The organism is Nostoc sp. ATCC 53789, from assembly GCF_009873495.1.
Lineage (GTDB): Bacteria > Cyanobacteriota > Cyanobacteriia > Cyanobacteriales > Nostocaceae > Nostoc > Nostoc muscorum_A.
On sequence record NZ_CP046703.1, the window covers coordinates 396,734 to 420,220 of the forward strand.

At 39.3% G+C, this 23,487-nt stretch carries 14 protein-coding genes and 7 pseudogenes; 10 read left to right on the forward strand and 11 right to left on the reverse strand.

What is annotated here, in order from left to right:
- The first annotated feature begins 272 nt into the window (after positions 1 to 272).
- The 7 genes and pseudogenes from rppA to GJB62_RS01595 all read left to right on the forward strand — a co-directional run.
- Positions 273 to 1,007, forward strand: a complete 735-nt coding sequence (gene rppA / locus GJB62_RS01565; RefSeq protein WP_114084978.1) for a two-component system response regulator RppA — start codon at positions 273 to 275, stop codon at positions 1,005 to 1,007.
- 45 nt (positions 1,008 to 1,052) lie between these two features.
- A complete protein-coding gene (rppB, locus tag GJB62_RS01570; RefSeq protein ID WP_114084977.1) occupies positions 1,053 to 2,387 on the forward strand; it encodes a two-component system sensor histidine kinase RppB in 1,335 nt (444 codons plus the stop codon).
- Between the two features lie 247 nt (positions 2,388 to 2,634).
- Positions 2,635 to 3,668, forward strand: a pseudogene (locus GJB62_RS01575) (DUF389 domain-containing protein).
- Between the two features lie 234 nt (positions 3,669 to 3,902).
- Positions 3,903 to 4,910, forward strand: coding sequence for a mechanosensitive ion channel family protein (locus tag GJB62_RS01580; protein ID WP_114084976.1), 1,008 nt, complete (start codon positions 3,903 to 3,905; stop codon positions 4,908 to 4,910).
- Positions 4,907 to 6,253, forward strand: a complete 1,347-nt coding sequence (locus tag GJB62_RS01585) for a DUF2254 family protein (protein WP_114084975.1) — start codon at positions 4,907 to 4,909, stop codon at positions 6,251 to 6,253. The genes GJB62_RS01580 and GJB62_RS01585 overlap by 4 nt, the downstream gene beginning before the upstream one ends.
- Before the next feature lie 238 nt (positions 6,254 to 6,491).
- Positions 6,492 to 7,058 (forward strand): DUF3611 family protein, encoded by a 567-nt coding sequence (locus GJB62_RS01590; protein ID WP_114084974.1) that lies wholly within the window; start codon positions 6,492 to 6,494, stop codon positions 7,056 to 7,058.
- A 92-nt stretch (positions 7,059 to 7,150) separates the two neighbouring features.
- A pseudogene (locus GJB62_RS01595) lies at positions 7,151 to 7,381 on the forward strand (sodium:proton antiporter); the annotation flags it as partial.
- A gap of 40 nt (positions 7,382 to 7,421) precedes the next feature.
- Here GJB62_RS01595 and GJB62_RS01600 read toward each other — a convergent pair.
- Positions 7,422 to 8,643: pseudogene (locus GJB62_RS01600) on the reverse strand (ISAs1 family transposase).
- 127 nt (positions 8,644 to 8,770) lie between these two features.
- Here GJB62_RS01600 and GJB62_RS01605 point away from each other — a divergent pair.
- Positions 8,771 to 9,601: pseudogene (locus GJB62_RS01605) on the forward strand (sodium:proton antiporter); the annotation flags it as partial.
- Between the two features lie 295 nt (positions 9,602 to 9,896).
- Here the strand turns inward: GJB62_RS01605 and GJB62_RS36530 are convergent.
- Complete coding sequence (locus GJB62_RS36530; protein ID WP_167755960.1) at positions 9,897 to 10,142, reverse strand: hypothetical protein; 246 nt, start codon at positions 10,140 to 10,142, stop codon at positions 9,897 to 9,899.
- Between GJB62_RS36530 and GJB62_RS37290 the strand changes: the two genes are divergently transcribed.
- Positions 10,141 to 10,308, forward strand: coding sequence for a hypothetical protein (locus tag GJB62_RS37290; protein WP_220186670.1), 168 nt, complete (start codon positions 10,141 to 10,143; stop codon positions 10,306 to 10,308). The two genes, GJB62_RS36530 and GJB62_RS37290, sit on opposite strands and share 2 nt — an antisense overlap.
- Before the next feature lie 89 nt (positions 10,309 to 10,397).
- On the opposite strand, the pseudogene GJB62_RS01615 reads toward GJB62_RS37290, so the two are convergent.
- Together GJB62_RS01615 and GJB62_RS01620 are read right to left on the reverse strand one after the other, a co-directional pair.
- Positions 10,398 to 11,473: pseudogene (locus GJB62_RS01615) on the reverse strand (IS1634 family transposase).
- Positions 11,474 to 11,673: 200 nt separating this feature from the next.
- Positions 11,674 to 13,070 (reverse strand): annotated as a pseudogene (locus GJB62_RS01620) (IS4 family transposase).
- Between the two features lie 118 nt (positions 13,071 to 13,188).
- Here GJB62_RS01620 and GJB62_RS01625 point away from each other — a divergent pair.
- A pseudogene (locus tag GJB62_RS01625) lies at positions 13,189 to 14,426 on the forward strand (ISAzo13 family transposase).
- A gap of 172 nt (positions 14,427 to 14,598) precedes the next feature.
- On the opposite strand, the gene GJB62_RS01630 reads toward GJB62_RS01625, so the two are convergent.
- The 7 genes from GJB62_RS01630 to GJB62_RS01660 form a co-directional block, all read right to left on the reverse strand.
- Positions 14,599 to 16,365, reverse strand: a complete 1,767-nt coding sequence (locus tag GJB62_RS01630; protein ID WP_114082663.1) for a fatty acyl-AMP ligase — start codon at positions 16,363 to 16,365, stop codon at positions 14,599 to 14,601.
- 363 nt (positions 16,366 to 16,728) lie between these two features.
- Positions 16,729 to 16,878, reverse strand: coding sequence for a hypothetical protein (locus GJB62_RS01635; RefSeq protein ID WP_159402431.1), 150 nt, complete (start codon positions 16,876 to 16,878; stop codon positions 16,729 to 16,731).
- Positions 16,879 to 17,051: 173 nt separating this feature from the next.
- Entirely contained in the window at positions 17,052 to 18,656 is a 1,605-nt protein-coding gene (locus tag GJB62_RS01640; RefSeq protein WP_114082664.1) for a mechanosensitive ion channel domain-containing protein, read from the reverse strand.
- A 193-nt stretch (positions 18,657 to 18,849) separates the two neighbouring features.
- On the reverse strand, positions 18,850 to 19,203 hold the full coding sequence (locus GJB62_RS01645; protein WP_114082665.1) for an STAS domain-containing protein: 354 nt from the start codon (positions 19,201 to 19,203) through the stop codon (positions 18,850 to 18,852).
- 51 nt (positions 19,204 to 19,254) lie between these two features.
- Positions 19,255 to 19,875, reverse strand: coding sequence for a DUF6272 family protein (locus GJB62_RS01650; protein ID WP_114082666.1), 621 nt, complete (start codon positions 19,873 to 19,875; stop codon positions 19,255 to 19,257).
- A 375-nt stretch (positions 19,876 to 20,250) separates the two neighbouring features.
- The gene (locus tag GJB62_RS37295) at positions 20,251 to 22,344 is read right to left on the reverse strand and encodes a CHASE2 domain-containing protein (protein WP_114082667.1); all 2,094 of its coding nucleotides are present in this window, start codon (positions 22,342 to 22,344) and stop codon (positions 20,251 to 20,253) included.
- Between the two features lie 6 nt (positions 22,345 to 22,350).
- On the reverse strand, positions 22,351 to 23,481 hold the full coding sequence (locus GJB62_RS01660; RefSeq protein WP_114082668.1) for a DUF928 domain-containing protein: 1,131 nt from the start codon (positions 23,479 to 23,481) through the stop codon (positions 22,351 to 22,353).
- Between the last annotated feature and the right edge of the window lie 6 nt (positions 23,482 to 23,487).

A 23,487-nucleotide genomic window follows, 5' to 3' on the forward strand; every position in this document is an offset into this window, starting at 1 on the left:
CCTACTTATTACCTCTCTGTGTTCTCTACATCTCTGTGGTTCGATTAAAAAAATATTTTTCAAAACTCCTTTATGATTGCTATATAAAGTTTGCTTCCTACTATTGAGATAATAATTATTGATAAGTCAAAAAGCAGAAAAACTTTATTTTTGTATGAATCAAAAACTATGGAGGCATCAATATTTATTTCTTAAGTAGAATAAAAATTTCATAATTATTTCACTTTTTTGTGAAAGCGTAATTAAAGAAGGCTTTTAGCATTGGGTTGACTATGCGGCTAATATTAGTTGAGGATGAAGCAGATTTAGGTTCAGCAATCAAACAAGTCCTGAGCCATGAGGCGTATATAGTTGACTGGTTTCTAGATGGTACTCAGGCATGTCAATATTTAGAAACTGGCTGGACTGAGTACACACTTGCGATTTTTGATTGGATGCTGCCTGGAGTTTCGGGGATAGAGTTGTGTAAATGGTTGCGATCACGCCAATTAATTCTACCTGTATTAATGCTAACGGCTAAAGACCGGATGGAAGAAAAGATTATTGGTTTAGATAGCGGTGCAGATGATTATTTAGTTAAACCCTTTGATATGGCAGAACTGCTGGCAAGATTGCGGGCATTACAACGGCGATCCTCTTACGTAGGAGCAACGCTAACACCTCAAGTCCAACCCCGCCGTTTACAAGTAGGTTGTCTGACACTCAATTACAGCACTCATCAACTTACTCGTCAGTCTGGTCACGGAGAAAATCAAGTATTCTTTTTAACTGTCAAGGAATTTCAATTGTTGGAATATTTCATGAGACATCCTAACCAAATTGTCAGCCGCGACCAAATTATTAATCAGCTTTGGGAAATTGGTGCAGAACCAGTTAGCAATGTCGTAGCAGCACAAATTCGCTTATTGAGACGCAAATTAGGAGAAGAAGAGAACGAATCTTTAATTGAAACTGTTTATGGTGTGGGCTATCGTCTCAATATTCCGGCTGCGGAAATAGGCAGATGATTTCTGCTAACTGGACAGTGACACTTTCACCAAGGTTATAGAAATATGGAACGCAACCCGATTTTCCACCAGACTAGGTTGCGCCTGGCAGCTTGGTATACCCTCGTCATGGGCGGTATTTTAGGGCTATCTAGTTTGGGGGTTTATAGTGTGGTTGCCCATGCCTACTATGAAACCATAGACCAGGGATTGCAATCAGTCGCAAACGCACTCCATAAAAGTATTGAACCGGCTTGGCAACAACCCGGACAATTACAACGCCTGAATAAAGAATTTTCTTTAGAATTATGTGTGGGTCAGACAAATTGTTTGCCTAAAAGAACATCTATTAAAAAATCAATCACAGAGGTGGCGAATCCAGTTAATTACTATATCCGCTTATTGGATCGCTCAGGAAAACTTTTTGCTAGTGGAGGCATGGAACTTGACAATTTTCCGATTACCTCAGCATTAGAGCATTGGCAAATATTAACAGATGACTCTGGCACTCGATACCGCGAAATCACTTTACCTTTGTATACTCAAAACCAGGTTTCGGGTTATCTACAAGTGGCGCGTAGTATCACTGATTTAGACCAACATATTGCTTATTTAAGATTAGCTTTGGTGTTGGGATTGCCAATTTCCATGATTTTCGTTGGGTTGTCTAGTTGGTGGTTGGCAGGAAGGGCAATGCAACCTGTATATCTTTCCTACCAACAAATGCAACAATTTACTGCTGATGCTGCCCATGAGTTTCGCACACCTTTAGCAGCAATGTACTCTACTATTGAAGCTGCTATTAAGTTACAGCAAGAACCAAAATCTAATGGGGGAATTTTAGATGTACTCAAACGCCAAAATCGGCGCTTATCACAATTAGTTGGAGATTTATTGCTATTAACTAGGATAGACCAAAAAGAACTAACAGGAGAATATCAATCTTGCTGTTTGAATGATTTAATTAGCGATTTAACTGAGGAATTAGCATTTTTGGCAGTAGAAACTAAGGTAAATCTCTCTAAACAGGTGCAAGTCTCAGAAAAACTGTATGTGATGGGATATGAAGAACAGCTTTATCGCTTAATTTCCAACTTAATTGCCAATGCAATTCAAGCTACATCTAGCGGTGGAAAAGTCACGGTTTTTTTAGAAAAGAGTGAGCTTTACGCCATGATTAAAGTTGAAGATACAGGAATTGGTATTGCTGTTGAACATCAACAGCGAATTTTTGATCGCTTCTACCGAGTAGATCGCAACCGCTCTCGCACCTCTGGCGGTTCAGGATTGGGATTAGCCATCGCAATCGCGATCGCCAGAGCGCATAAAGGCAATATTCACGTTCAAAGTCAACCTGGCCTAGGTAGTACATTTACAGTTCGACTTCCTCTTTCATCGTGATTTCTGGAAATAAATGTTGCTATTTAGTGCATTATTTATCTTGATAACAATATTCTATGCTAAGTAAGTTGGTGGGAATAACCAAATTATATTACGAAATATAAATATGCTTAAAACCCTTACCAATGACCAATGACAAAGGACTAATGACTAATGACAGTCACCGCCAGTTAGCTTTAATTACACCGACTTACTTAAAGCTTTTGTTTAAAATCCAGAATCTAAAATCATTTGATTTGGAGGAGTTTTGATAAATAATATTCGCGATCGCTTTCGGGGTTTTAAGCGCAAAAGAGTTGAACCATCACAACTAAAACAGTTAGTACATGAATTGTTGGAAGAGTCTAGTCTCGACGCAACATATTTGATTTTGATTATTGGCTCATGTGCGTTAGCGAAGCTCCTCCGAAGGAGATCGCTACATTTGGTCTACTTGCCAATAGCAATGCTGTAATTATCGGCGCAATGATTATTGCACCTCTAATGTTGCCAATTCGAGGTTTAGCCTTTGGTGCATTAATTGGAAATATTAACCTATTTCGTAAAGGCGTAATAGCAGTATTTTTAGGCACATTACTAGCACTTTTAATTTCTTGCAGTATCGGTTGGATCGTTAATCTACCTAGTTTCGGCAGTGAAGTGCTATCTCGCTCCAAACCTAACCTACTTGATTTGGGTATTGCAGTCGCAGCAGGTTATATCAGTGGCTACGCTAAGGTTAATTCAAAAATCTCTGCTAGTGTGGCAGGGACAGCAATAGCTGTTGCCCTTATGCCCCCAATTTGCGTCATCGGTTTAGGTCTAGCAAAATTTAACTTGTCACTCAGCTTAGGAGCGACTTTGCTCTACCTAACGAACCTTTTGGGTATTAGCCTTGCTTGTATGCTGACATTTTTATTCACCGGCTATTCTCCTGTCGATCGCGCCCAAAAAGCGCTGCTATGGGCATTGGCGTTAACAGGTGTTTTACTGATACCTTTAACTGTGAGCTTTACCCGATTAGTTAGACAAGCAGAACTCGAAACCCATTTGAGAAAGGCACTGCTGAACCGAACTGTAACTTTTCAACGTTTGGAACTACTGAAAACTGATACTAATTGGCTGAGTAATCCGCCCCAAGTTCGCTTGAGTGTTAGCGCACAAGAAGCTGTAACATCAAAGCAAGTAAGTCTGTTAGAAGCGTTTATTGAAAAAGAAACTGGGCAACGTTTTTACCTGATTTTTGAAGTTAGTCAGGTGAAAGAAGTCAGAAGAGAAAAATCAGATTCTCCTCACAAATAAAATAGATATCGACCGAGTTTAAATATCCGTTATTCTAAACTCTTCTACAGACGTAGAAGTGCTACCTCTGTACATTCATTTTTACCAGATGTCTAATATCTAAAATCCTATTATCTTGCCATAAAATAAATTTTTCATCCTATTTATAGATAGGAAAAACTAACTAAAGGTGGAGTTAAGTATCAGGATATTTTTATATGTTAATTAAGGTTGACTAATTAAGCAAGTAAGATCATGAATGCAGATATATCCGCACTCTGGGACAGAGTTCAGGGAATGATTAACGGATTCATTGTCTTACTGCCGAATATCGTGCTGGCATTGATTGTCTTTGCAATCTTCTTCGCGGTGGCTAGAGCGATTAAGAGAGTAGTTAAACGATTGACTCGCGATCGCCACCAAGCTCGGAATCTAGGACTAGTACTGGGACGCTTGGCGCAAGGTACAATACTGTTAATCGGGCTATTTGTTGCTTTGTCGATTGTAATACCGACATTCCGAGCCGGAGATTTGATACAACTACTGGGCATTAGCGGCGTAGCTATCGGCTTTGCCTTTCGTGACATCCTACAAAACTTCTTGGCTGGGATTCTGATTCTCTTGACAGAGCCGTTCCAAATCAATGACCAAATAGTTTTTAAAGATTTTGAAGGGACTGTAGAAAATATTGAGACACGAGCGACAACAATTAGAACTTACGATGGTCGCCGTATTGTGATTCCTAACTCAGAATTGTTCACTAATTCGGTAACTGTAAACACTGCCTTTGACAGTCGCCGACTACAGTATGATGTCGGTATTGGTTACGGCGATGATATAGACCGAGCCAAGGAGTTAATGCTTGAAGCATTGCATAGTGTGCCGGAAATACTGAAAGACCCTGCACCTGATGTGCTGCTCATGGAACTTGCCGAAAGTACCGTTAATATCCGCGTTCGTTGGTGGATTAACCCGCCACGACGTGCAGATGACCTCGCCTCAAGGGACAAGGTGCTTTCTACAATTAAGAAAACGTTAGTTGAAAACGGCATTGATTTACCCTTTCCCACACAGCAAATTTTATTCCATGACCAGACAGAAGAGATAGATGGCGATCGCTCCCGTCAGCGAGAAGGTTGGCCATCTGGTAAAGGCAAAGTACCAAAACCCCGCAACATTGGTGATTCACTCAGGTTACTTGCTCAAGAGCGCTCCTCACGAGATGACAACGGTAAGGTAGATGCTCAAATCAACGAACAATGAGAAACGTTAAATTAAGCAAACTTTGGGATCAGTTGCACTCAAGCTACTGGTTTATCCCAGCAGTAATGGCGGTAGTAGCTACTGCTTTAGCTTTCACAATGCTTACTCTTGACCGCACAGGCAAAGTGGGAATTGATTATTGGTGGATGTACACTGGTGGCGCAGATGGAGCGCGATCGCTTCTCGGATCGGTTACAGGTTCAATGATTAGCGTTGCTGCGACAGCTTTTTCAATTACAATCGTGGCGCTTCAGCTGGCTGCTTCCAATTTTGGTCCGCGGCTTTTGCGTAATTTTATGCAAGACACTGGGAATCAGGTTGTACTTGGCACATTCATTGGCACTTTTATCTACTGCTTACTAGTACTTCGGACAATTCATGGACAAGGAGATGGATATGAACAGTTTGTACCACAACTTGCAGTCACAGTTGGTACTTTACTCGCCATTGTTAGTATTGGTGTTTTGATTTATTTTATCCATCATGCTTCAACCATCATTCAGGCATCGCACGTAATTGGAAATGTTAGTAGTGATTTACACAAAACTATTGATCGCCTGTTTCCCGAAAAAATTGGATATAGTAAAGCACAGCAGCAGGTAACACCGTCCATCCCAGTTAACTTTGAAGAAGAAGCTTGTCCCATTCGAGCGATCGCCACGGGTTATTTACAAGCAATTGATGACCAAGAACTCATAAATATTGCTTGTAAATACAATCTACTAATACGGCTTCAGACTCGACCGGGAAAATTTATAGTCAAAGGTAGTGATTTAGTTATAGTTTTTCCTGGAGAAGTGTTAAATACAAAACTAGTTAATGAAATTAATGATGCTTTTATTCTGGGCATAGAACGTACAGAACAACAAGATGTAGAGTTTCCCATCGATCAATTAGTAGAAATTGCTCTGCGTGCCATTTCCCCCGGAATCAACGATCCATTTACTGCAATTCGCTGTATTGATAGAATTAGCGCCGGCTTATGTCACTTAGTGCAGAGGGATTTCCCTTCGCCCTACCGTTGCGATCGCAATAAAAAATTACGCATAATTGCCGAAGGAGCAGATTTTCAAAGATTGCTTGACCGTGCCTTTAATCAAATTCGGCAATATGGAAAGTCAGATGCAGGAGTAACTATTCGGTTATTAGAAACTATAGCTACCATTGCCAATTACACAAACAATAGTCAATACTGTAAAGCCTTACGATATCATGCTGACATGATTTTGCAGGACAGTAATGAGGGGCTATCACAAGAACAAGACCGCAAAGATGTACAAGAACGGTATTATGCTGTTATTAAATCTTTAGACTGTAACAGTGCTATTAAAAATTGGGATTAATCAGCAATGTTAACTTTAGTATAAAAACTATGAAAAAGGTATATATCAGTCCTAAGTTATTTCTAAAAATTTCTCTTGATTCTTCTCTCTGTGTTGCGCCAGTTGCTACAAGTCGGGGAACCCGCCCAACACACTGGCTTCTCTGCGCCTCTGTGGTTCGATTAAAAAATAATTTTAAAACTCACAAATGAACTTAAATTTTCTACATTCCCTTAAATCATCTACTTAGGAGGCATATATGTTAGATATAGAACAATTTTCACATCCACCAAAAAAACAAGAATTTGCTGCAATCTTTCGTTTAGTAAGTCGAATTAGTTTTTGGGTACAGTTAGTACTTGGTGGTGTTTCTGGCATTGCTGTATTCTTGTCTTGCTTTAGTCGTAGCATTACCACTCAAACAAACAATGCAGGTATAGGGTTTGGGATATTTTTGGCTATTGTTGGTATTTTATTGCTGTGCTTTCGAGTCTATTGGGCTTTAGGTTATCGGAAAATGGCTAAACTTTTACAAACACCAAATTCTGAAACCCATCCCAAAAAAGAAGAGGTAATTCAAAATTTACAAATTGGATTGATCGTCAGTTTAGTAGGCTTATTAATAGCTTTTATTGCTTCGGAAGTGACGGTTACGGTTATATTGGGTAAAGCAGTAGCACAACCTCAAGGTGTCGCAATTTATCAACCAGAAAATGTAATTCGTTCGCTAGATATTTTTGTAATGTTAGCAAACGTAAACATGATTGGCGCTCACTTTTTTGGTGGAGTTACCTCTCTTGGTCTACTCTATTGGTTGGAAGAGTAATAGGTACAGATTTATCGGGGTAAAATGTTGGGGATTTGATAGTTTATCTATTTTAATTCATGCTAAATATTCTATTTAACTGCAATCCCCTTATGGCATTAGATTCTACCACGAGTGAAGTTGTAATTGCAGGACAACTCAAGCAATTTCTACTAGTATTATCTGTCTCATTGGGTGTAGCAACACTACCGCAAATTTTTAGTTGGTTGCGCCGCATTCCTTATACACTATTACTAGTCATAGTGGGATTAGGATTAGCATTCGTGAATGTGCGATTGGTTAATCTCTCTCCTGAATTGATTCTGATGATTTTCTTACCGCCACAGGGTTAGCGCGTCTCAAACCCTATTGACAGCAGGGGGATTATGGCAGAGGTAGTGAGTTTGAGAGAGCCGCAGCCAACACAGAAAGCATATAGCGATCATTCATAGCTGCTCGTCGTGATTTTTGGCGAATACTGCGACAAAAAGACGATTCTCGCTCTAATGCATTAAGAGCAATGCGACGTAGTAAAGCAAAGTTTTGTGGACTGTGTAAAGAACGAATTCGGCATTCATCCTCGTGGAAAGTAACATCCAATGTCCAATGAACAGAGTTTTCAATTCCCCAATGCTGTCGAATAGCGCTACCAATTTTGTGAGCATCACTGGTAAGACTAGTAATGTAAAATTGCACCTCGTGGGTAGTTTTATTCCAATGTTGAATTGAACGCACTACCATGACTACTGTTGTCAGTCCTGCCCACAAATCTTGTTGATGAAGTGCCGGAAGTTGTGACACTGGCACAGTGTAAACTTGACGATTTTCGATGCGGTGATGTCCCTTCTCTACTCGTTGACTAATGCTGACATTAACACCTGGAAATCTTTGTGCAATACTAGTTTCAAACCAATTCTTGACTTCTTGGTGCAGTCTGGGATGATTATCTTTGAGGCTCAAAACATAATCAGCATTTGCGGCGATGATTTTTTGGGCAATCAATTTTTGGGTACCCATTGCATCAATGGTGATGATGCATCCAGAGATGTCTAGTATTTCTAACAGTGCTGGAATCGCGGTAATTTCATTGGATTTGTCACTAACCTTTGTTTGTCCCAAGACTAAACGATGTTCACGCTTACCATGCACTAACCGTGTGTAAGGATTTTAGCTGAGATTCGCGGTTATATGAGCCTCTATGAGTTTTACCATCTATGGCTACTACTTCTACTCCTAATTTCTCAACTAATGATTGTACCCATACTCGAAAACATTGCTCAAACTCTTTTGGGTTTATTCTCTCAAATACTCTCCTAAAAGTATCGGGGCTGGGTATTCCTAATGGTAGTTCCAAAAACGTTTTCAACCATTCCTCTTTACTGAGTCCATACTCCTGAATATCTTCCCAACCTTGCGCTCCTGCTATTACTGCCAAAATTGCTATGGTGATGATATCAGTGAGTAAATGATATCTTGTCCTTTTCACTCTGGGGTCTTTTATTTGTGTGAAATATTCCTGAAACTTAGTGGTAATGTCTTTGCTATCTATGCTGGGTGCAAAAGATGCTTTGGTTTTGCTTTTCTTGTTCTCAAATCCGGTTGACATTACTCGAACCTTGCACCTAGATGGATTAAATCTTACCCTAGCTCGGATAGTGTCACTTTGTTTCCAACCTGATTACTAGATCAGGCAAGTCCGCTTGTCAATAGGGTTTGAGACGCGCTGACCCTGCTTACCGCCACTGCTGTTTGAAGCTGCTTGGAATTTGAAATGGTCTGACTTAAAGCGGGATTTGTTCCCTATTTGTCTGTATGCAGTAGTTGGGGTGATAATTTCTATTGCCGGAGTAGCAATTGGTCTTCATCAATTTGCTGGACTTGAACTTAGCATTGCTCTATTAGTTGGAGCTAGTCTATCAGCAACCGATCCGGTTTCGGTAACGGCTCTATTTCGGGAACTAGGAGCAAGCAAACGTCTAAGAACGCTGATGGAAGGAGAAAGTTTATTTAATGATGGTATGGCCGTTGTGGCTTTTGGCTTATTAGTTGCTCTGCCGTTAGGTACTGCCAAACTTGATTTACAGTCTGCAATATTCGAATTTTTTCAAGTAGTAGGCATTGGTATCAGCGTTGGAGGATTAATTGGGTTTGGTATTTCCTATCTAACACAACGTTTCGACTTACCATTAGTAGAACAATCTCTTACCCTGGTTTCTGCCTACAGCACTTACCTAATAACAGAATATTTGGGTGGTTCTGGAGTGATTGGAGTAGTCACCACAGCTTTAATTTTGGGCAACTTTGGCTCACGCATTGGCATGAACCCGCGCACGCGGATCATTGTTACTGAATTTTGGGAATTTTTAGCTTTTTTTGTAAATTCGATTGTTTTTCTCTTAATTGGCGATCAAATTCGCTTTGCTGTCTTAGGAGATAACCTAAAAAGTATTGCAGTCACAATTGTGGCGATGATTGTGGCACGGGCAGTATCTATTTATGCTTTAAGTAATCTTAGCAACTGGTTAGCTAAATCCGAAATTCCTTTATCTGAACAAACTGTATTAAAGAACTGTCACCTTTTTTGCAAACAAACTATGACAGAGCAGATGGGAAGGAATAAGTCTATACTGCATGGTAAGCGATCGCCAATTAACAATATTTTGACAGTTTTAATCGTCTTCCACAGCCTCAAATCCTCTCCCCATTATTCAGCAATTCGGGATGGTAATCAAATTACCATTCCTGAAAATTACTTATCCAAAGACTACAAAGCACCGGGATTTCGCCTTTCCTCCCTCGACAGTCCATTAAATCCATCAAATGGCAAAGAATCTGCGGAAACTCAGCAATAATACTAAACTAAATTAATTGGTGGAGATATACCATGCGAATACTGACTTTATTAGCATTAGCGATCGCAATCGCAGCTGTGACTTTCGCACTGCAAAACTCAGCCCCGGTAGCAGTACAATTTTTAGTGTGGCGATCGCTAGACTTGTGAATGGCGCTAATACTTCTGCTTACCTTTAGTTTTGGCGTGTTATTTGGCTTCATCATCTCATTATTTTCAGCCATCAAAGGTATGAGAAAAAGGTCTGAACTCATGCGGAAAATCGAACAACAGACCGACGATATTGAAGACCTAAATCGTCAACTAACAGAAGCAAACAATCAACTTCAGGTGCTGCAATCTACACAACCACAACACTATTTACCTCAAGACGCATCGTCAAATTATTCTTCAGATGCCTATCCAATACTGCTCGGTTAAGAGAAAATAGATGGTGGAATAAAGAATATTTTGTTCGCGTGTAGTTTACGAGAACAAAAAACAGCTAAAACCCACATTCCGCAGGTTAGTTAAGAAAGAAGATAATATTTTCGACAAGGAGCGCCAAAAAACTGAAGAATCCATTGCCTTTCATGGGTTAAGTTGGCAATTTGCTTGATTTGGGAGACGGTAACCAAATGAATTGACATAAAACATTGGAACACCCAACGTAAGGTGGGAGTAGAAGTTGGTTTACCCAACTGATTATCAATAGTTTTTTTTGCCCGTTCTAAGGCTTGACGTAAAGCTCTTTGACCCAGACTATAAACAAGCAAGCACAAACCCATAATCATTGCTAATGCGGCAACTCGCTCAGTCGAATTGAGAAAGACACTGGAAGTAAAAAATAAAGGGTCTTTGAGAAATCGGAAACCACGCTCAGTAGACTGCTGTGCCTTATATTCACGTAAAACATCTTCATCGCTGAGTTCTTCGGCATCGAGGACATTGGTCGCTAAAATAAATCTTCCAGCGCGTTTGGTTTCGATGGCGATGGCTATTTCCTTGGGTTCTAGCGTGGCATCGACTTGGTAGTAAAAGGTAGGGGCAGCATCCTTACTGGGTCTACCACGTCCAGTATGTTTTTTTACTTCCTTAACCTGGATATTAGCCAGTTGGTGTAAGGGCAACTTAGAACTGAGCCGTTGTGCCGCAATCAGAGCATCTTTTGAGCAAGCAAATTCTTGGTTTGACAACTGCCGAAGTTCGGATTGGGCAACTGATAACTTTTTAATTAAACGTTTTTCCAACTGCTTGAGGTCAGCTTCTTTTCTGGCTTGACTTTCGTTAGTCCCGCCTCATATAATTTGTCCAATACTCGACCCAAACGGTCATCGTTTAAGTGTTCTGGACGTATTCCTTCTCCTAAAAGATGCTCGGTAGCTTTGCCTACGAAAAACTTTTCAAACAAATATAACGGCGCACTCACGAATCCTAATCCGTTTAAAATCATTGCTTTTACAACTTGACCTGCACTGATGATTTCTTGAGAGTGAGTTCCCAGCAGTCGGTTAATTTGTTCTACTAAATTCATCTCATCACAGATGCCTGCGACTATGCCGCAGTGATCAATATCCTGTACCCTGATATTTAATGATGCTGTCATGCTTCTAAAATGCAGCATTTAGGTCATTTTCAAAAATACAGCATTTACGAGCGCACCTGCGGAATCTGGGCTAAAAACGCTGCTTGTACCTGAAGGCACTCTTGAAAAATTTAATTGTCAATTGCTGAGAATATTTTTAACCTGTTGAACTATAAATTGAGGATGAATAATTTACTGTATCGCCCAAATAATGGATGTATTCAACTTGCTTTCCTAAAAATTTGAAAGGATAGTAGTTGTCGAGGAGTGCCATTATTTCTATGACATCGTTTTTTACTCTGAAGCTTTGAGCGACTTTTCTTGACGACTCTGGGATTACTTCTGTGCTGTGATAGTGGAATTTTTAATTCTTTTATTTCCAAAGTTAACCAACTAAAAAATACATTAATATCTGGGAATACTTCTACTGCAATTTGGAACAAAGGGATAGCACGTCTAACCACTCTCAGGCTACCAGTAAAACTTAGACGTAATGGAGATAATCCTACTTTCTCAGCACTTTGAAACATTAAACAACGTATACAATAATGTCCCAGTAACCAGCCATAAATTTCTTGGACTACTTCACGAGGATTTTTCGAGCGAATAGGAGTTTTTCGACCATTTAAATGGACTTTTAATTCATCCAAAGTATTCTCTGCTTCCCAACGCTGGTGATACTCAGTTGCTAAAAGCAAAGCCGGAAAAATCGAAATATCCATTAAATCGGTAATCAGACGATAAACTTTTTCTGTACCGTTCTCTTCAACAGTATATTCTATTACGCGGATAGGAATTCGGGTTGCACCCTTCTTCTTAGACTTACCATCAGGGGCAATCCATGACTTATAAGAACCATCATCAAAAGTTTGAACAACCTCGAATTTAACGTGGGCTGGTACACGTCCAAGAATATGGCATTTTTGTTTAATTGCAGCATTAACCATCTTGAATGAATGTAGTCCCCTATCCCACATCAGCAACATCCCATCACTAACACTTCGTAATAATTTTAAAGCTCCTTTTCTTCACCAATTCGATAAGGACTAATGAATGCATCAGTAATTAAATGAGTCCCTGCTTCTACTAAAAAAACTAATCTGGCTTTAGGAAATGCTGGATATGTACCAGGACGCGAACCTGGATAACCAAATACTCTGGCATTCTCTTGAGTCTCAGGAATGTCCATTACTGTCCCATCTACAGCCATTATTCTTAACCCTCCCAAAAAAGCACCTGGTGTTAAAGGCGTTGCTAATGGCTTTGCAACCATCTCAAACAAACGTGTCATTACAGATGCTCCGGTTCGTTGCCGTGCTTCGGTAATTGATGAAGAAGTTGGTGTTTTAAAACGTATTAATTCCGGTATGCGTAAACTGGCGAAACCATGAATCAGATTTTTGAACACCGATACAATAGAGTCCGATGACCAAAAACTCATGGCTATTACCAAAACCACAACTACATGAGTCGGAAGTATTCGTTGTCGTTGTCCAACAGAAGAAGTACTGATAATTGCGTTCGTTATGGTTTGAGATGGAATTACTTTATCCATTGCCAGAAGTAATTGGCTTGGGGTAATGTATGGCTGTTGAACCTCAAAGTTAGGGACTTCCAGAAAATAAAATATACAGATAATAAAAATGATAATCATTGTTAGGGGGGTGGGAGAGGCTGCCAACGGCAGCCTCTCCCACCCCAAGTTGTAGTAAATTGAATGATGATTCGATTTTGGGATGTTTGAGGTGTCAATACAATTAACAGATTCATTGAAAAAGTTATTGAAGGAAACCGCACATCAATTAAAGGGAGCAGCTAAACGTAGGTTCATTGCACAAACAGTTGTGGCATTAAGACACGGAGGAAAGTCTATAGCAGAGCGAGAGTTAGGATGGAACCGTGTAACTATTGGTAAAGGAATTAAAGAATTAAATAGTGGTATCACTTGTGTGGATAATTATCAAGGTAGAGGAAGAAAAAAAGCAGAAGAACACCTACCAACTCTTTTAGAAGATATCAAAAAACTAGTCGATTCTCAAAGTCAAATAGACCCGACTTTTAAAAGTCAAAGACTCTATACCCGACTGGGCGCATCTGTTGTAAGACATCAATTAATTGAAAAATTTGGTTATGCTGAAGAAGAATTACCAACTTCAGAAACAATTCGTGTCAAGTTAAATGATTTAGGGTATCGCCTCAAGAGGGTTGCCAAAATTCAACCTCAAAAAAAATTCCCGAAACTGATGCAATCTTTGAGCAATTAGCTATAGTTCACCAAGAAGCTTCAGATGACCCAACTATTTTACGTTTAAGCTTGGATGCGAAAGCTCGCGTAAATATCGGCTCCTTTGATCGTGGTGGTAGAAATCGAGTACCAACAGAAACTGATGACCACGACTTCAAACCAAAAACAACTGTAGCTCCTTATGGTATCTTTCTTCCAGACCTTGACGAGCTATTTTTGTATTTTACAGAATCCAAAGTAACTAGCGATTTTATCGTTGACATTTTAGGGGATTTTTGGAAATCAGAAAGCTGGCGATTTTCGGAAATAAAAACTTTACTTATTAATCAAGATAATGGAGGAGAAAATAGTTCTCGACGTACTCAGTTTATGAAACGTATAGTTGAATTTGCTCAATCATACAAATTAAATATACGTTTAGCTTATTACCCTCCCTATCACAGTAAATATAATCCAATTGAAAGAACTTGGGCTGTTTTGGAGAATCATTGGAATGGCAGTATTTTAGACGATGTGGAAACTGCATTAAATTTTGCTAAGACTATGACGTGGAATGGTAAAAGTCCAGTTGTTAAGTTAGTTACTCAGACTTACTCTAGCGGAGTCCGTCTAACTAAAAAAGCTATGCAAGAAATTGAAAATAAGATTGAACGTTTGACTAATTTTACCGAAGATAATTTACCAAATTTAGGTAAGTGGTTTATTGATATCTGTTGTGGAGTAACGTAATTTTCAAAAAGTTAAAAGCGCAAAAATAGTCGATAGCAATTCAGCTCACTGCATTTAAGAACTCTCTTTGTGCAGACATTTATCTTGCCTATTTATTGAGGGAGAAAGGGGTTGCCGTTGGCAACCCCTTTCTCCCCCTTAAAATGATTATCATTTTTATTGACTGTATATTTTATTCTCTGGAAGTCCCTAAGAGATGGGGCCTATTTTCGTTAAAATTCTGTCGCCACTCCCCTACAACATTTAAATTTCCCGTCAAAAATCCATTTTTGCAAGCATGACGCTGAATCTTACCACTGGATGTCTTTAATATACTCGCCGTCTTAAGCAGCAATACCGCATAAACTTGTAACTCATGCTGCTCTGATACAGCTTCACAGATTGCTCCAACTAACTCATCAACATTCAGTTCCCGCAGGTAATTGCGATGCACTTCTTGAACTACAACTAGTCTTTCTTCTCCTTCTACTTCCACAGCAAACGCAGCACCCCAATCAGGTCTTAAAGCTGGGTGACTCTGCTGCACCGTCAGTTCAATGTCTTGAGGATAATGGTTGCGACCTCTAATAATAATTACATCTTTGAGCCGCCCAGTGATAAACAACTCACCATCCTTTAAAAATCCCAAATCCCCAGTACGTAGAAACGGTTGTTCTTTAGTGCCTCGTAATTGTGCCTTAAAGGTTTCCTCAGTCTGCTCTGGTCGCTGCCAATAACCCTGAGTTACACTACGTCCTGATATCCAAATTTCCCCGACTTGATTGAGAAGGCATTGTGTTAGGGATTCTGGGTCAGCGATGACGATTTTGGTATCAAGCCATTCGCATCCACACCCTACTAACTGCCTCACATTTTGAGTATTCGATGATGCTTCGACAATTTGATTTTGTGCTAATTCATCAGCTTTAACAGTACAGTAAACTGGCTCTGCTTCACCTAGTCCCCCAGAAATCATCAAGGTTGCTTCAGCCATGCCATAACAGGGATATAAGAAGTTAGAACGGAAACCACAAGGCTGGAATTTTTTGGCAAATCGTTCTAAAGTATGGCGGCGGACGGGTTCTGCACCATTGTAGGCAAAACGCCAAGTGCTGAGATCGAGGGTTGCTAATTGCTCCTGTGTAATCCTGTTGATGCACAGTTCATAGGCAAAGTTCGGGCCACCCGAATGGGTTGCGTTATAATGTGAAATTGCCTGTAGCCACCGAATGGGTTGCTGCACAAAGGCTGTTGGTGACATCAAGATGACTGGTACTCCTGTGTACAGGGGTTCGAGAATCCCCAAAATCAGCCCCATATCATGAAAACTAGGTAGCCAAGATACAGCCACACTAGCTGGTGTGAAGGCAAATGCTTGCTTCATGTATTCACAGTTATGCAGCAAGTTGTCGTGACTCACCATCACTCCTTTTGGTGTGCCTGTAGAACCAGATGTATATTGCAGAAAAGCTAAATTCTCGCTGTTAATTTCCGATTTTTGCCAATTTTTGGCTTGGTTGCTATCTATATTATCTGTAGCCAGAATGTGTAGTGTATTTAGTTCTGAGTTTTGGTCAAAGCTACGCTTTATATTCTTTAACAGTGAATTAGTTGTGAGTACAATCTTTGCTGAAGCATCGGACACAATCGCAGATAACCGCGTCATTTTTTGATTTGGTCGGGGTGGATAAGCTGGTACGGCTATCACACCAGCATATAAGCATCCAAAAAAAGCAGCGATAAATTCTAGTCCTGGTGGATAAAGTAATAAAGCTCGTTCACCCGTTAATTCTAGAGATTGTAACTGGGAAGCGATCGCTCGTGACAGTATATCCAACTGTTGATAAGACAGTCTAAGTGTTTCTTTTTCGCCTTCTTGAAGAAAGATATAAGCTATTTTGTCAGGCTGATGTATTGCTCTATAACTCAGAAGCTCTATCCAAGTTAAAAATTTAGACATAAATTTTTGCTAGCTCTCATGTGGCTTAAAGTAAGATTTTGCTGTTTTTGAGAAAAGTCTATTTTCTCACTCCAAAGGCAAGGCGATGCCTAAATCATTCCTATTTCTGACCCTAAGCAATGTGCTTCTTAAGAGATAATCGATTTTACATGGATTGCCTTGGTGAACGCATCGTATATTTGTCCTATTTTTGACTAGGATCAACGACCTATATAAGTGTTAATTATGAATAGAAAATAACCTCAAGAGCCTATAAGCTTAATTCTCGACTCCTTCCCTCTCCCCCTATGCACGATTATCATCTTTATTTAAGTGGTTTTGAGTATTTGGACTGATTGACAAAATGCACTTTACCTTAACCTCTCACGGATGCTCAGTAGAGTATTTTTGTGAAAGTGCGCCTAATGTAAGCGATCGCTTCTCCCCTATCCTTGTTACAACCGCGCCTCCACAGCCGACGATTGCTCCTTGGGGTAATGGTGGATTTATGTTTGACAAATGAGTGATAACCATTGGTTAACACGCATTCAGCTAAGGGTGTTGCATTGGGCTTGGTTTATTGCGTCTAATCCTTGCATAGTGAAGCTTTAAAAGTTTTTCGCTCTTTTTACGGAAAGTACAAAACTTGAATAGATAATGTAAAGGCGTTAAGTTGCTGTAACGCTCTTTCGGTTACTTCGCAGAATTCAGGCGATATTAATATCATTCACACATTTGGACTTGAGATATTGCAAAACCTCTTGATATATCTGACTGCTAACGCGATCGCCCCTTCTACCATTCTCTAATTTAATATCATCAACGAAGAAATTGAGCTTAAATTCAGCATAGGTAATCCCATCATCGCTATGATTTGTACCTTTGATTAAAACTTGTGGTTCTTGCCACTTTTGTCGCGGTTCTTTGAATCGTTCCCGAACCCATTTATTTAATTCCATTACATAATCATCAATCCGAGTTTCTTCACTTTGGGGATTAGAAATTTTTTGGTATAAACGCTGCGATCTTCGCTTGAGTAGATTAAGTTTACGTTCCCACTCTTCAGAAACCATGTAACTATCATTATCCAAGAGATTTGGATCGCGAATCCAGATGCGATACCATTCCCGGACTAACTCAATCAACGAATCTTGAACTCTGATTTCTTGCAAGTTAAAAATAGTACGATTGTTTTGAGCTTCCGCAATTGCTTCTAACCCAATCAAAGCTAGTATATCCTTATACTCCTGCTGTACATTATTAATTTCATCTTGAGTTAACCCACCCTTTTCGGCAAACTGGAGTGTAACAACTAGTGTTTCTAGTCCTATTTGAATCTCTTCTAATTTATAGTTAACTTCCTGTTCTGCAATTAAGCGCAATTTACCTATTTTTTGTTGTTCTGTTAGTTCATCAATTTGATAGTAATCATCAAATATTTCTAATTTTTTATCAATATCTCCTAACGTATCTGGATGAGATAGAATAATTTTTACTATCATCTGTTTAGCTTCATACATATCGTACTTGACTAATACTTCTACCTGACTGGAGTGATGATAATAAGCTGTAGGACGGCTGAGGTTAATAATATTCTGGCTTTGTAAATTACTATTAGGAATATAAATATTATAATGTTTGTCAGGTACATAAAGTTGCGTAACCCGTACACCAATTTTTCTTAGTATGGCAATAGAACCGTCCTCAAGTCGCAAAACATCACCAAACTGGAAGGGTGTATCAATCAACAACACAACACCACTAAAGAAGTTTGCCAGGATGCCTTGAGCTGCAAAACCAATTACAAATGTCGCACCACCTAAAGCTACCCAAATACCAGTAAGATCGACTCCAAAGGAACGTAAAACCAAAAAAGCAGCTATCAAGTAAATTACAACAGGAACTACTGCTTCTAAGAGAGGTAGTAGCACATCGTCCCACATGGCTTCTGTTTGTTGAGTATACTGCTTCAGGTAATAGATAAAAACTTCAATAAAAATTTGTACTATCCAATAGCTAATTGATATGATTATTCCGGCTGTTATGATATTCTCAAAGCTGTCAATCACTGTACCTGAAGGCAGACTCTCGAAGGTTAATTTTAGGACACCCAACACAAAAGTAGCTAGAGCCGGATAAGCCGAAACGTTAAGGGTAACTAGGGCAATATCTCGTTCAAATTTGCGAAAAATAGAACGCAATACATAAAATAAAATGACGTAAAGTAAAATGCCGCCAACAAATGTGATTAGTAAGCTACTCACAACGAAAGCCCAAGTATTTGTTTCAAATGGTAAAAATTTGTTTAGCATTGTAGTAGTTTTATTGCTCTAATTTATAATTGTTTCATGACATTAAATTTATCTTAGATCAAAAGATAATGTTTAAAACCCTCATCAGATAAGGGCTTTAAATATTATAAAAGCTATGTAGTATAATAAGTACCGAAGAGCCTAAAAACTAACGTTCAACAGTAGCAATGCTTTAAGATTTTTAGTATATTTATTATTCAATTTCGAGTTTGAGTCCAGGGAGTAAACGTTCTAGATTTTTCAAGGATTTTCCTTGCCAAGGCATAGTATTTGAACCTAAAACAAGCAACTGAATTCCTTTTTTCTTACGCAAGCTCAGGACAAATTTTGATAACATACTAATACCAGAACTATTGAGAAATGCTAAATCTCTTAAGTTCAAAGTCATCGTTGCAGGATCGGTTGCAGCAATTTTATTGAGTAGATTGGTAATTGGTTCATATTCACTCGATCCCCCAAGGCTCAATTCTCCTTTAAAGTTGACTGTTGCAGAGTCTGTATCAGCTTCAACGGTATAATCTCCATCTTTAATCTCTTGCAAAACCATAATATGTTCTTTTCCTAAATAAACAATGTTTGAATCAGATACCGACGAGTACTATACCTTAAATTGTGCCATTGTAGTTACGGCCATAATTATAGATTCTTGCTGAATAGTTTCTAATTTCCAACCAATTTTGGCTGAGTAGTCATTAATCATGGTTAATAGTCCTAAGCCAGAAGTTCCATTTTTTTCAGCGCTTTTTTCAACTTGATGCACAAACATTTCATGGGTATTTGAAGTTAAGATTTTTTCAATAACTGCCCTCAATTTAGCTTCAGTTTCCAATTTAATACTATTGCTGGCGAAAATCACCGCAGTGACACTATCTGCGTTATTCAAAAAATGAATACCAATTCTTACTTTGTAGTTAGAACTATCATCATTAAACTTTATGGCATTTTCTAAAAGTTCGTTGGCGACATAGCTAACAGCACTTTTATTTTCTTTGATTATTTGTTCTTGATTTGGTTCATCTTCATCTACAGCTAAAAAGTTGGCAAAGTAGTCTGCAAAAAAATGTGCTGAAAGACGATTGCTACGCCAACGTTGTTTGATTGGGCGAGAACTGGGTGTAAAATAAAGTTCAAGAGAATCATGTTCTGGAGGAAAGTCAGAGATCAGATCACCAAATGATTCAGTTTTGATTATAGTAGAGACTGTAGATATTGGGAGCATACTTTTTTAATCTCAAAATAATTGTACATGAATGCAGGTTAAGCGCCAATAAGAAAAGTTTTAAAAGGTAAGAATTCAAAAGGCAGAATAGTTAAATAATCAAAAAAATTTTTATGAATAAATATATTAGGCATTCAAGATTTCTTATAAATTATGACTCTTGAATTCTGGATACTGAATTCTTATTTTAAAAATTGAATTTAATGATTTAATACCACAATTATGCAATGCCCAATAAGCTAAAATCTAAGTCGATGATCGTATAGCAGTTTTAAATCATTTTTTAAATAAATTAACTGTAGAGGCACAGAGAGGAAATTGGAGATTTTCATGACTCATTTTGGATTGCTAGAGCATTTTTTATATTTGTCGATATTAACTTTCAGAGACTTCTTCCTGTCGCTTGAATACTAGCAATGTGATGTCATCAAATACTTTTTGTTTACCAATATGTCGTCGCACATCTAAAATTACTGCATCTTTAATTTCTGATGCTGATTTGTGCCAGTTGTGACTGATTATTTCACATAACGGTTCAAGTCCGTATTGATTTTTATTGATGTCTTTGGCTTCGGTAATACCATCGGTGTAGAGGACAACCCCATCACCTGGTTGTAATTCCAGGGTTATATCGCTAATAAAATCAGTTATGTCATCATCTAAACCAATGGGGAAACCCAAGTCCATCGTGTCAATAAGCTCAATTTGCCCACCTTTGCGGATGATGATTGTTTCTTCGTGCTGTCCACTGATACTTATTTGCCCTTGAGCATAGTTGAGAATCACCAATGTCAAGTTCTTCTCAGAGTTCATCCGTTGCACGTTCTTACAGATGGTGCGGTTGAGTGTGTCAAAGAAGCGCACTGAATCAGATTCGCGGATTTCTTTGAGGAGGCGAACTGCTGTTTGTGTCATTAACATTAACAATCCACTTTCTAGTCCATGTCCAGTTACGTCTCCAATACCAAGAGTTACTACTCCGTCGGTGTGCAGTACATCGTAGTAATCGCCGCCGACTTCATCCGCAGCTTCCATAAAGCCAGCAATATCTAGTCCTTCAATAGCTTCTAGTTCTTCTGGTTTTGGGAGAATCATCTGTTGCATTCGCCGAATTATATCGAGTTCGGCACTCATGCGGAGGTTTTCTCCTTTGAGTTTTTCATTGAGAATATTAATTTCTTCATTAGCTTCGGCTAGTTCAGCAGTGCGTTCTTGAACTTTAATTTCTAGATTGTGGGCATAATCTTCCAATTGCCGATAGGAAAGCATCAGATTTTTCCATAAAACCTGTACAAGACCAATTATTAAGGCGCTGATAACAGTTAATAATGGTGTAAATACAGGAATTAACCAACCACCAAGAAAAGCAATGTAAGCACTGCTAAAAATAATCACCACAGCTAGTAATAAACCACCTATGGTCAGCCAACGTTTTTTAATATAAATTGTGCCAAAGGTGGCACTGTATCCAGACCAAAAGATGATTAAGAACCAGTTTAGAGGTTTAACGATAGCTCGCATCATTGGGCGGCCATCTATGGCGGCGCTGAGAATCTGACTGGTAAGATTTGCGTGAACTACTACTCCAGGGACTAGCTCTGTAGGAAAAAATAAATTGCTATTGTAAGGTGTACTATAGCTATCATTTAAACTGGGAGCTTTTGCACCGATCAAAACTAGGCGATCGCGTATAAAATTAGCAGGTATGCGATTTTCTAAAACATCGGTCATGGAAATATGAGGAAAGCTCTCTAGCCCACCTCGATAATTAATTAAAACTTGATATCCTCCCATGTCAGCTTCGTTGTATTGCCCATCATTGCTAGATAGAGGTACAAACTTAGCTTTACCTAAACCGTAGATTTGTTTATCTGCGTTGATTGATTTTAATTCAATGCCTGCTTTTTCTAAATATATTAAGGCTAGTTTAACTCCTAGCCCTTGAGCTAAACTTTGATCGGGTTTACCTAATAAAATAATACCGCGTCGGATTTTGCCATCTGTATCTAAGAGTAAGTCGTTGGCAGCTACTTGACTCTGTTTAGCTAAAATTGGTGGTGGTGCAACTGGTTTTCCGGCAACTTTTTCAATGCCAATAAAATTGGGAGTATTTTGAAATTCTTTGACGAGTTCTGCGTGTCCCGGTTCTACAGGTAAATCTCGATAAATATCGATGGCGATCGCTCTTGGTTGTTGTGCTTTGATATTGTGAATCATTTTCGCCATAACGCGATCGGACATCGGCCATTGCTTGACATATTGAATATCTGGCTCATCAATTGTGACAATCACAATTCGTTTGTCTATAGCTTCTTGCGGACGAATACGAAATAATTGATCTAAAGTTACCCATTCTAAAATTCTAAAAACACCTATATTACTCCCTGCAATGACCAATCCGGCAACACAGGGAGTAATTATCAGCGTTCCTTGCCATTTTTTAAGTGATTTTTTGAGTTTTTGCCACATTATTCTTCAAAAAGCGTCTGTCAATGGTTGAGAGGCAATATTTTCTAGTCCAACTTGCTTGAGTAAATCGTGCCATTCAGTAGCGAAAGCTTTATTATTTGGTTGCGATCGCTTTGCCGCCGCTAAAATTTTTAGGGTATCATACCATACACCAGCCTCAGCATATTTAGTGGCTAATTCCACAGGAGATGAGGCTAACTCCTGCTCATTAAATGTAGCCTTGACTCGTTTTATCCACCCTGTTACAGAATAATTATCAGGTCGGAGAATTCCGCCTGGTTCAATAGGTGCAAAATACCACAGGTAATTTTTATCTATTACTAAAGGTGGTGCTGCTGGAGGTAACGTAATACTAACTACACCACCATCGGGAGGAACTTTTAGCATTGTCGAATAATGGGGATTTCCGTCTTCGTCTTGGAGGCTGAAAAATACGGTTTCTGCGCCAACTGGAGGCAAATAGACAAAAATTGTGGGGCTTGCTAATACAGTGCGTCCCTGTTTGGTAGGGGGAACTAATGCTGTTAATGGTGCAGTTTTTCCCCTTGTACCACCACCGATGCTGCTTCTGGGGGTTGAATTTCCACTAGGTAGAGTCAATTGCACATCACCCCTGGTTCCGCCGCCAACGCTGGTTTTAGGTGTTGAACCTCCTGGTAAAGCAAATTGCACATCGCCCCTGGTTCCGCCGCCAACGCTGGTTTTAGGTGTTGAACCTCCGGGTAAAGCAAATTGCACATCGCCCCTGGTTCCGCCGCCAACGCTGGTTTTAGGTGTTGAACCTCCGGGTAAAGCAAATTGCACATCGCCCCTGGTTCCGCCGCCAACGCTGGTTTTAGGTGTTGAACCTCCGGGTAAAGCAAATTGCACATCACCCCTGGTTCCGCCGCCAACACTGGTTCTAGGTGCTGAACCTCCGGGTAAGGTGAATTGGACTTGTCCGCGAACGCCACCGCCAACACTGGTTTTGGGGGCTGCATCGTTGGGAAATTTAAATTCCACACTAATGAGAACTTGATTGGTAACAGTTGGTTTCTCTTGATAGAGAAGGCTTGCTAATGTAGAATTGCTTGTCAAAACTATTAATGTGCCGCTAATAGTGAAAAATAAAAATATTTTAGAATTAAACTTAACCATACTCAC

Excerpts from the sequence above, each read along its gene's own strand:
- rppA (WP_114084978.1), top strand. The coding sequence starts at position 273 with ATGCGGCTAATATTAGTTGAGGATGAAGCAGATTTAGGTTCAGCAATC.
- rppB (WP_114084977.1), top strand. The coding sequence starts at position 1,053 with ATGGAACGCAACCCGATTTTCCACCAGACTAGGTTGCGCCTGGCAGCT.
- GJB62_RS01580 (WP_114084976.1), top strand. The coding sequence starts at position 3,903 with ATGAATGCAGATATATCCGCACTCTGGGACAGAGTTCAGGGAATGATT.
- GJB62_RS01585 (WP_114084975.1), top strand. The coding sequence starts at position 4,907 with ATGAGAAACGTTAAATTAAGCAAACTTTGGGATCAGTTGCACTCAAGC.
- GJB62_RS01590 (WP_114084974.1), top strand. The coding sequence starts at position 6,492 with ATGTTAGATATAGAACAATTTTCACATCCACCAAAAAAACAAGAATTT.
- GJB62_RS37290 (WP_220186670.1), top strand. The coding sequence starts at position 10,141 with ATGCGGAAAATCGAACAACAGACCGACGATATTGAAGACCTAAATCGT.
- GJB62_RS36530 (WP_167755960.1), bottom strand. The coding sequence starts at position 10,142 with ATGAGTTCAGACCTTTTTCTCATACCTTTGATGGCTGAAAATAATGAG.
- GJB62_RS01630 (WP_114082663.1), bottom strand. The coding sequence starts at position 16,365 with ATGTCTAAATTTTTAACTTGGATAGAGCTTCTGAGTTATAGAGCAATA.
- GJB62_RS01635 (WP_159402431.1), bottom strand. The coding sequence starts at position 16,878 with ATGGTTATCACTCATTTGTCAAACATAAATCCACCATTACCCCAAGGA.
- GJB62_RS01640 (WP_114082664.1), bottom strand. The coding sequence starts at position 18,656 with ATGCTAAACAAATTTTTACCATTTGAAACAAATACTTGGGCTTTCGTT.
- GJB62_RS01645 (WP_114082665.1), bottom strand. The coding sequence starts at position 19,203 with ATGGTTTTGCAAGAGATTAAAGATGGAGATTATACCGTTGAAGCTGAT.
- GJB62_RS01650 (WP_114082666.1), bottom strand. The coding sequence starts at position 19,875 with ATGCTCCCAATATCTACAGTCTCTACTATAATCAAAACTGAATCATTT.
- GJB62_RS37295 (WP_114082667.1), bottom strand. The coding sequence starts at position 22,344 with ATGTGGCAAAAACTCAAAAAATCACTTAAAAAATGGCAAGGAACGCTG.
- GJB62_RS01660 (WP_114082668.1), bottom strand. The coding sequence starts at position 23,481 with ATGGTTAAGTTTAATTCTAAAATATTTTTATTTTTCACTATTAGCGGC.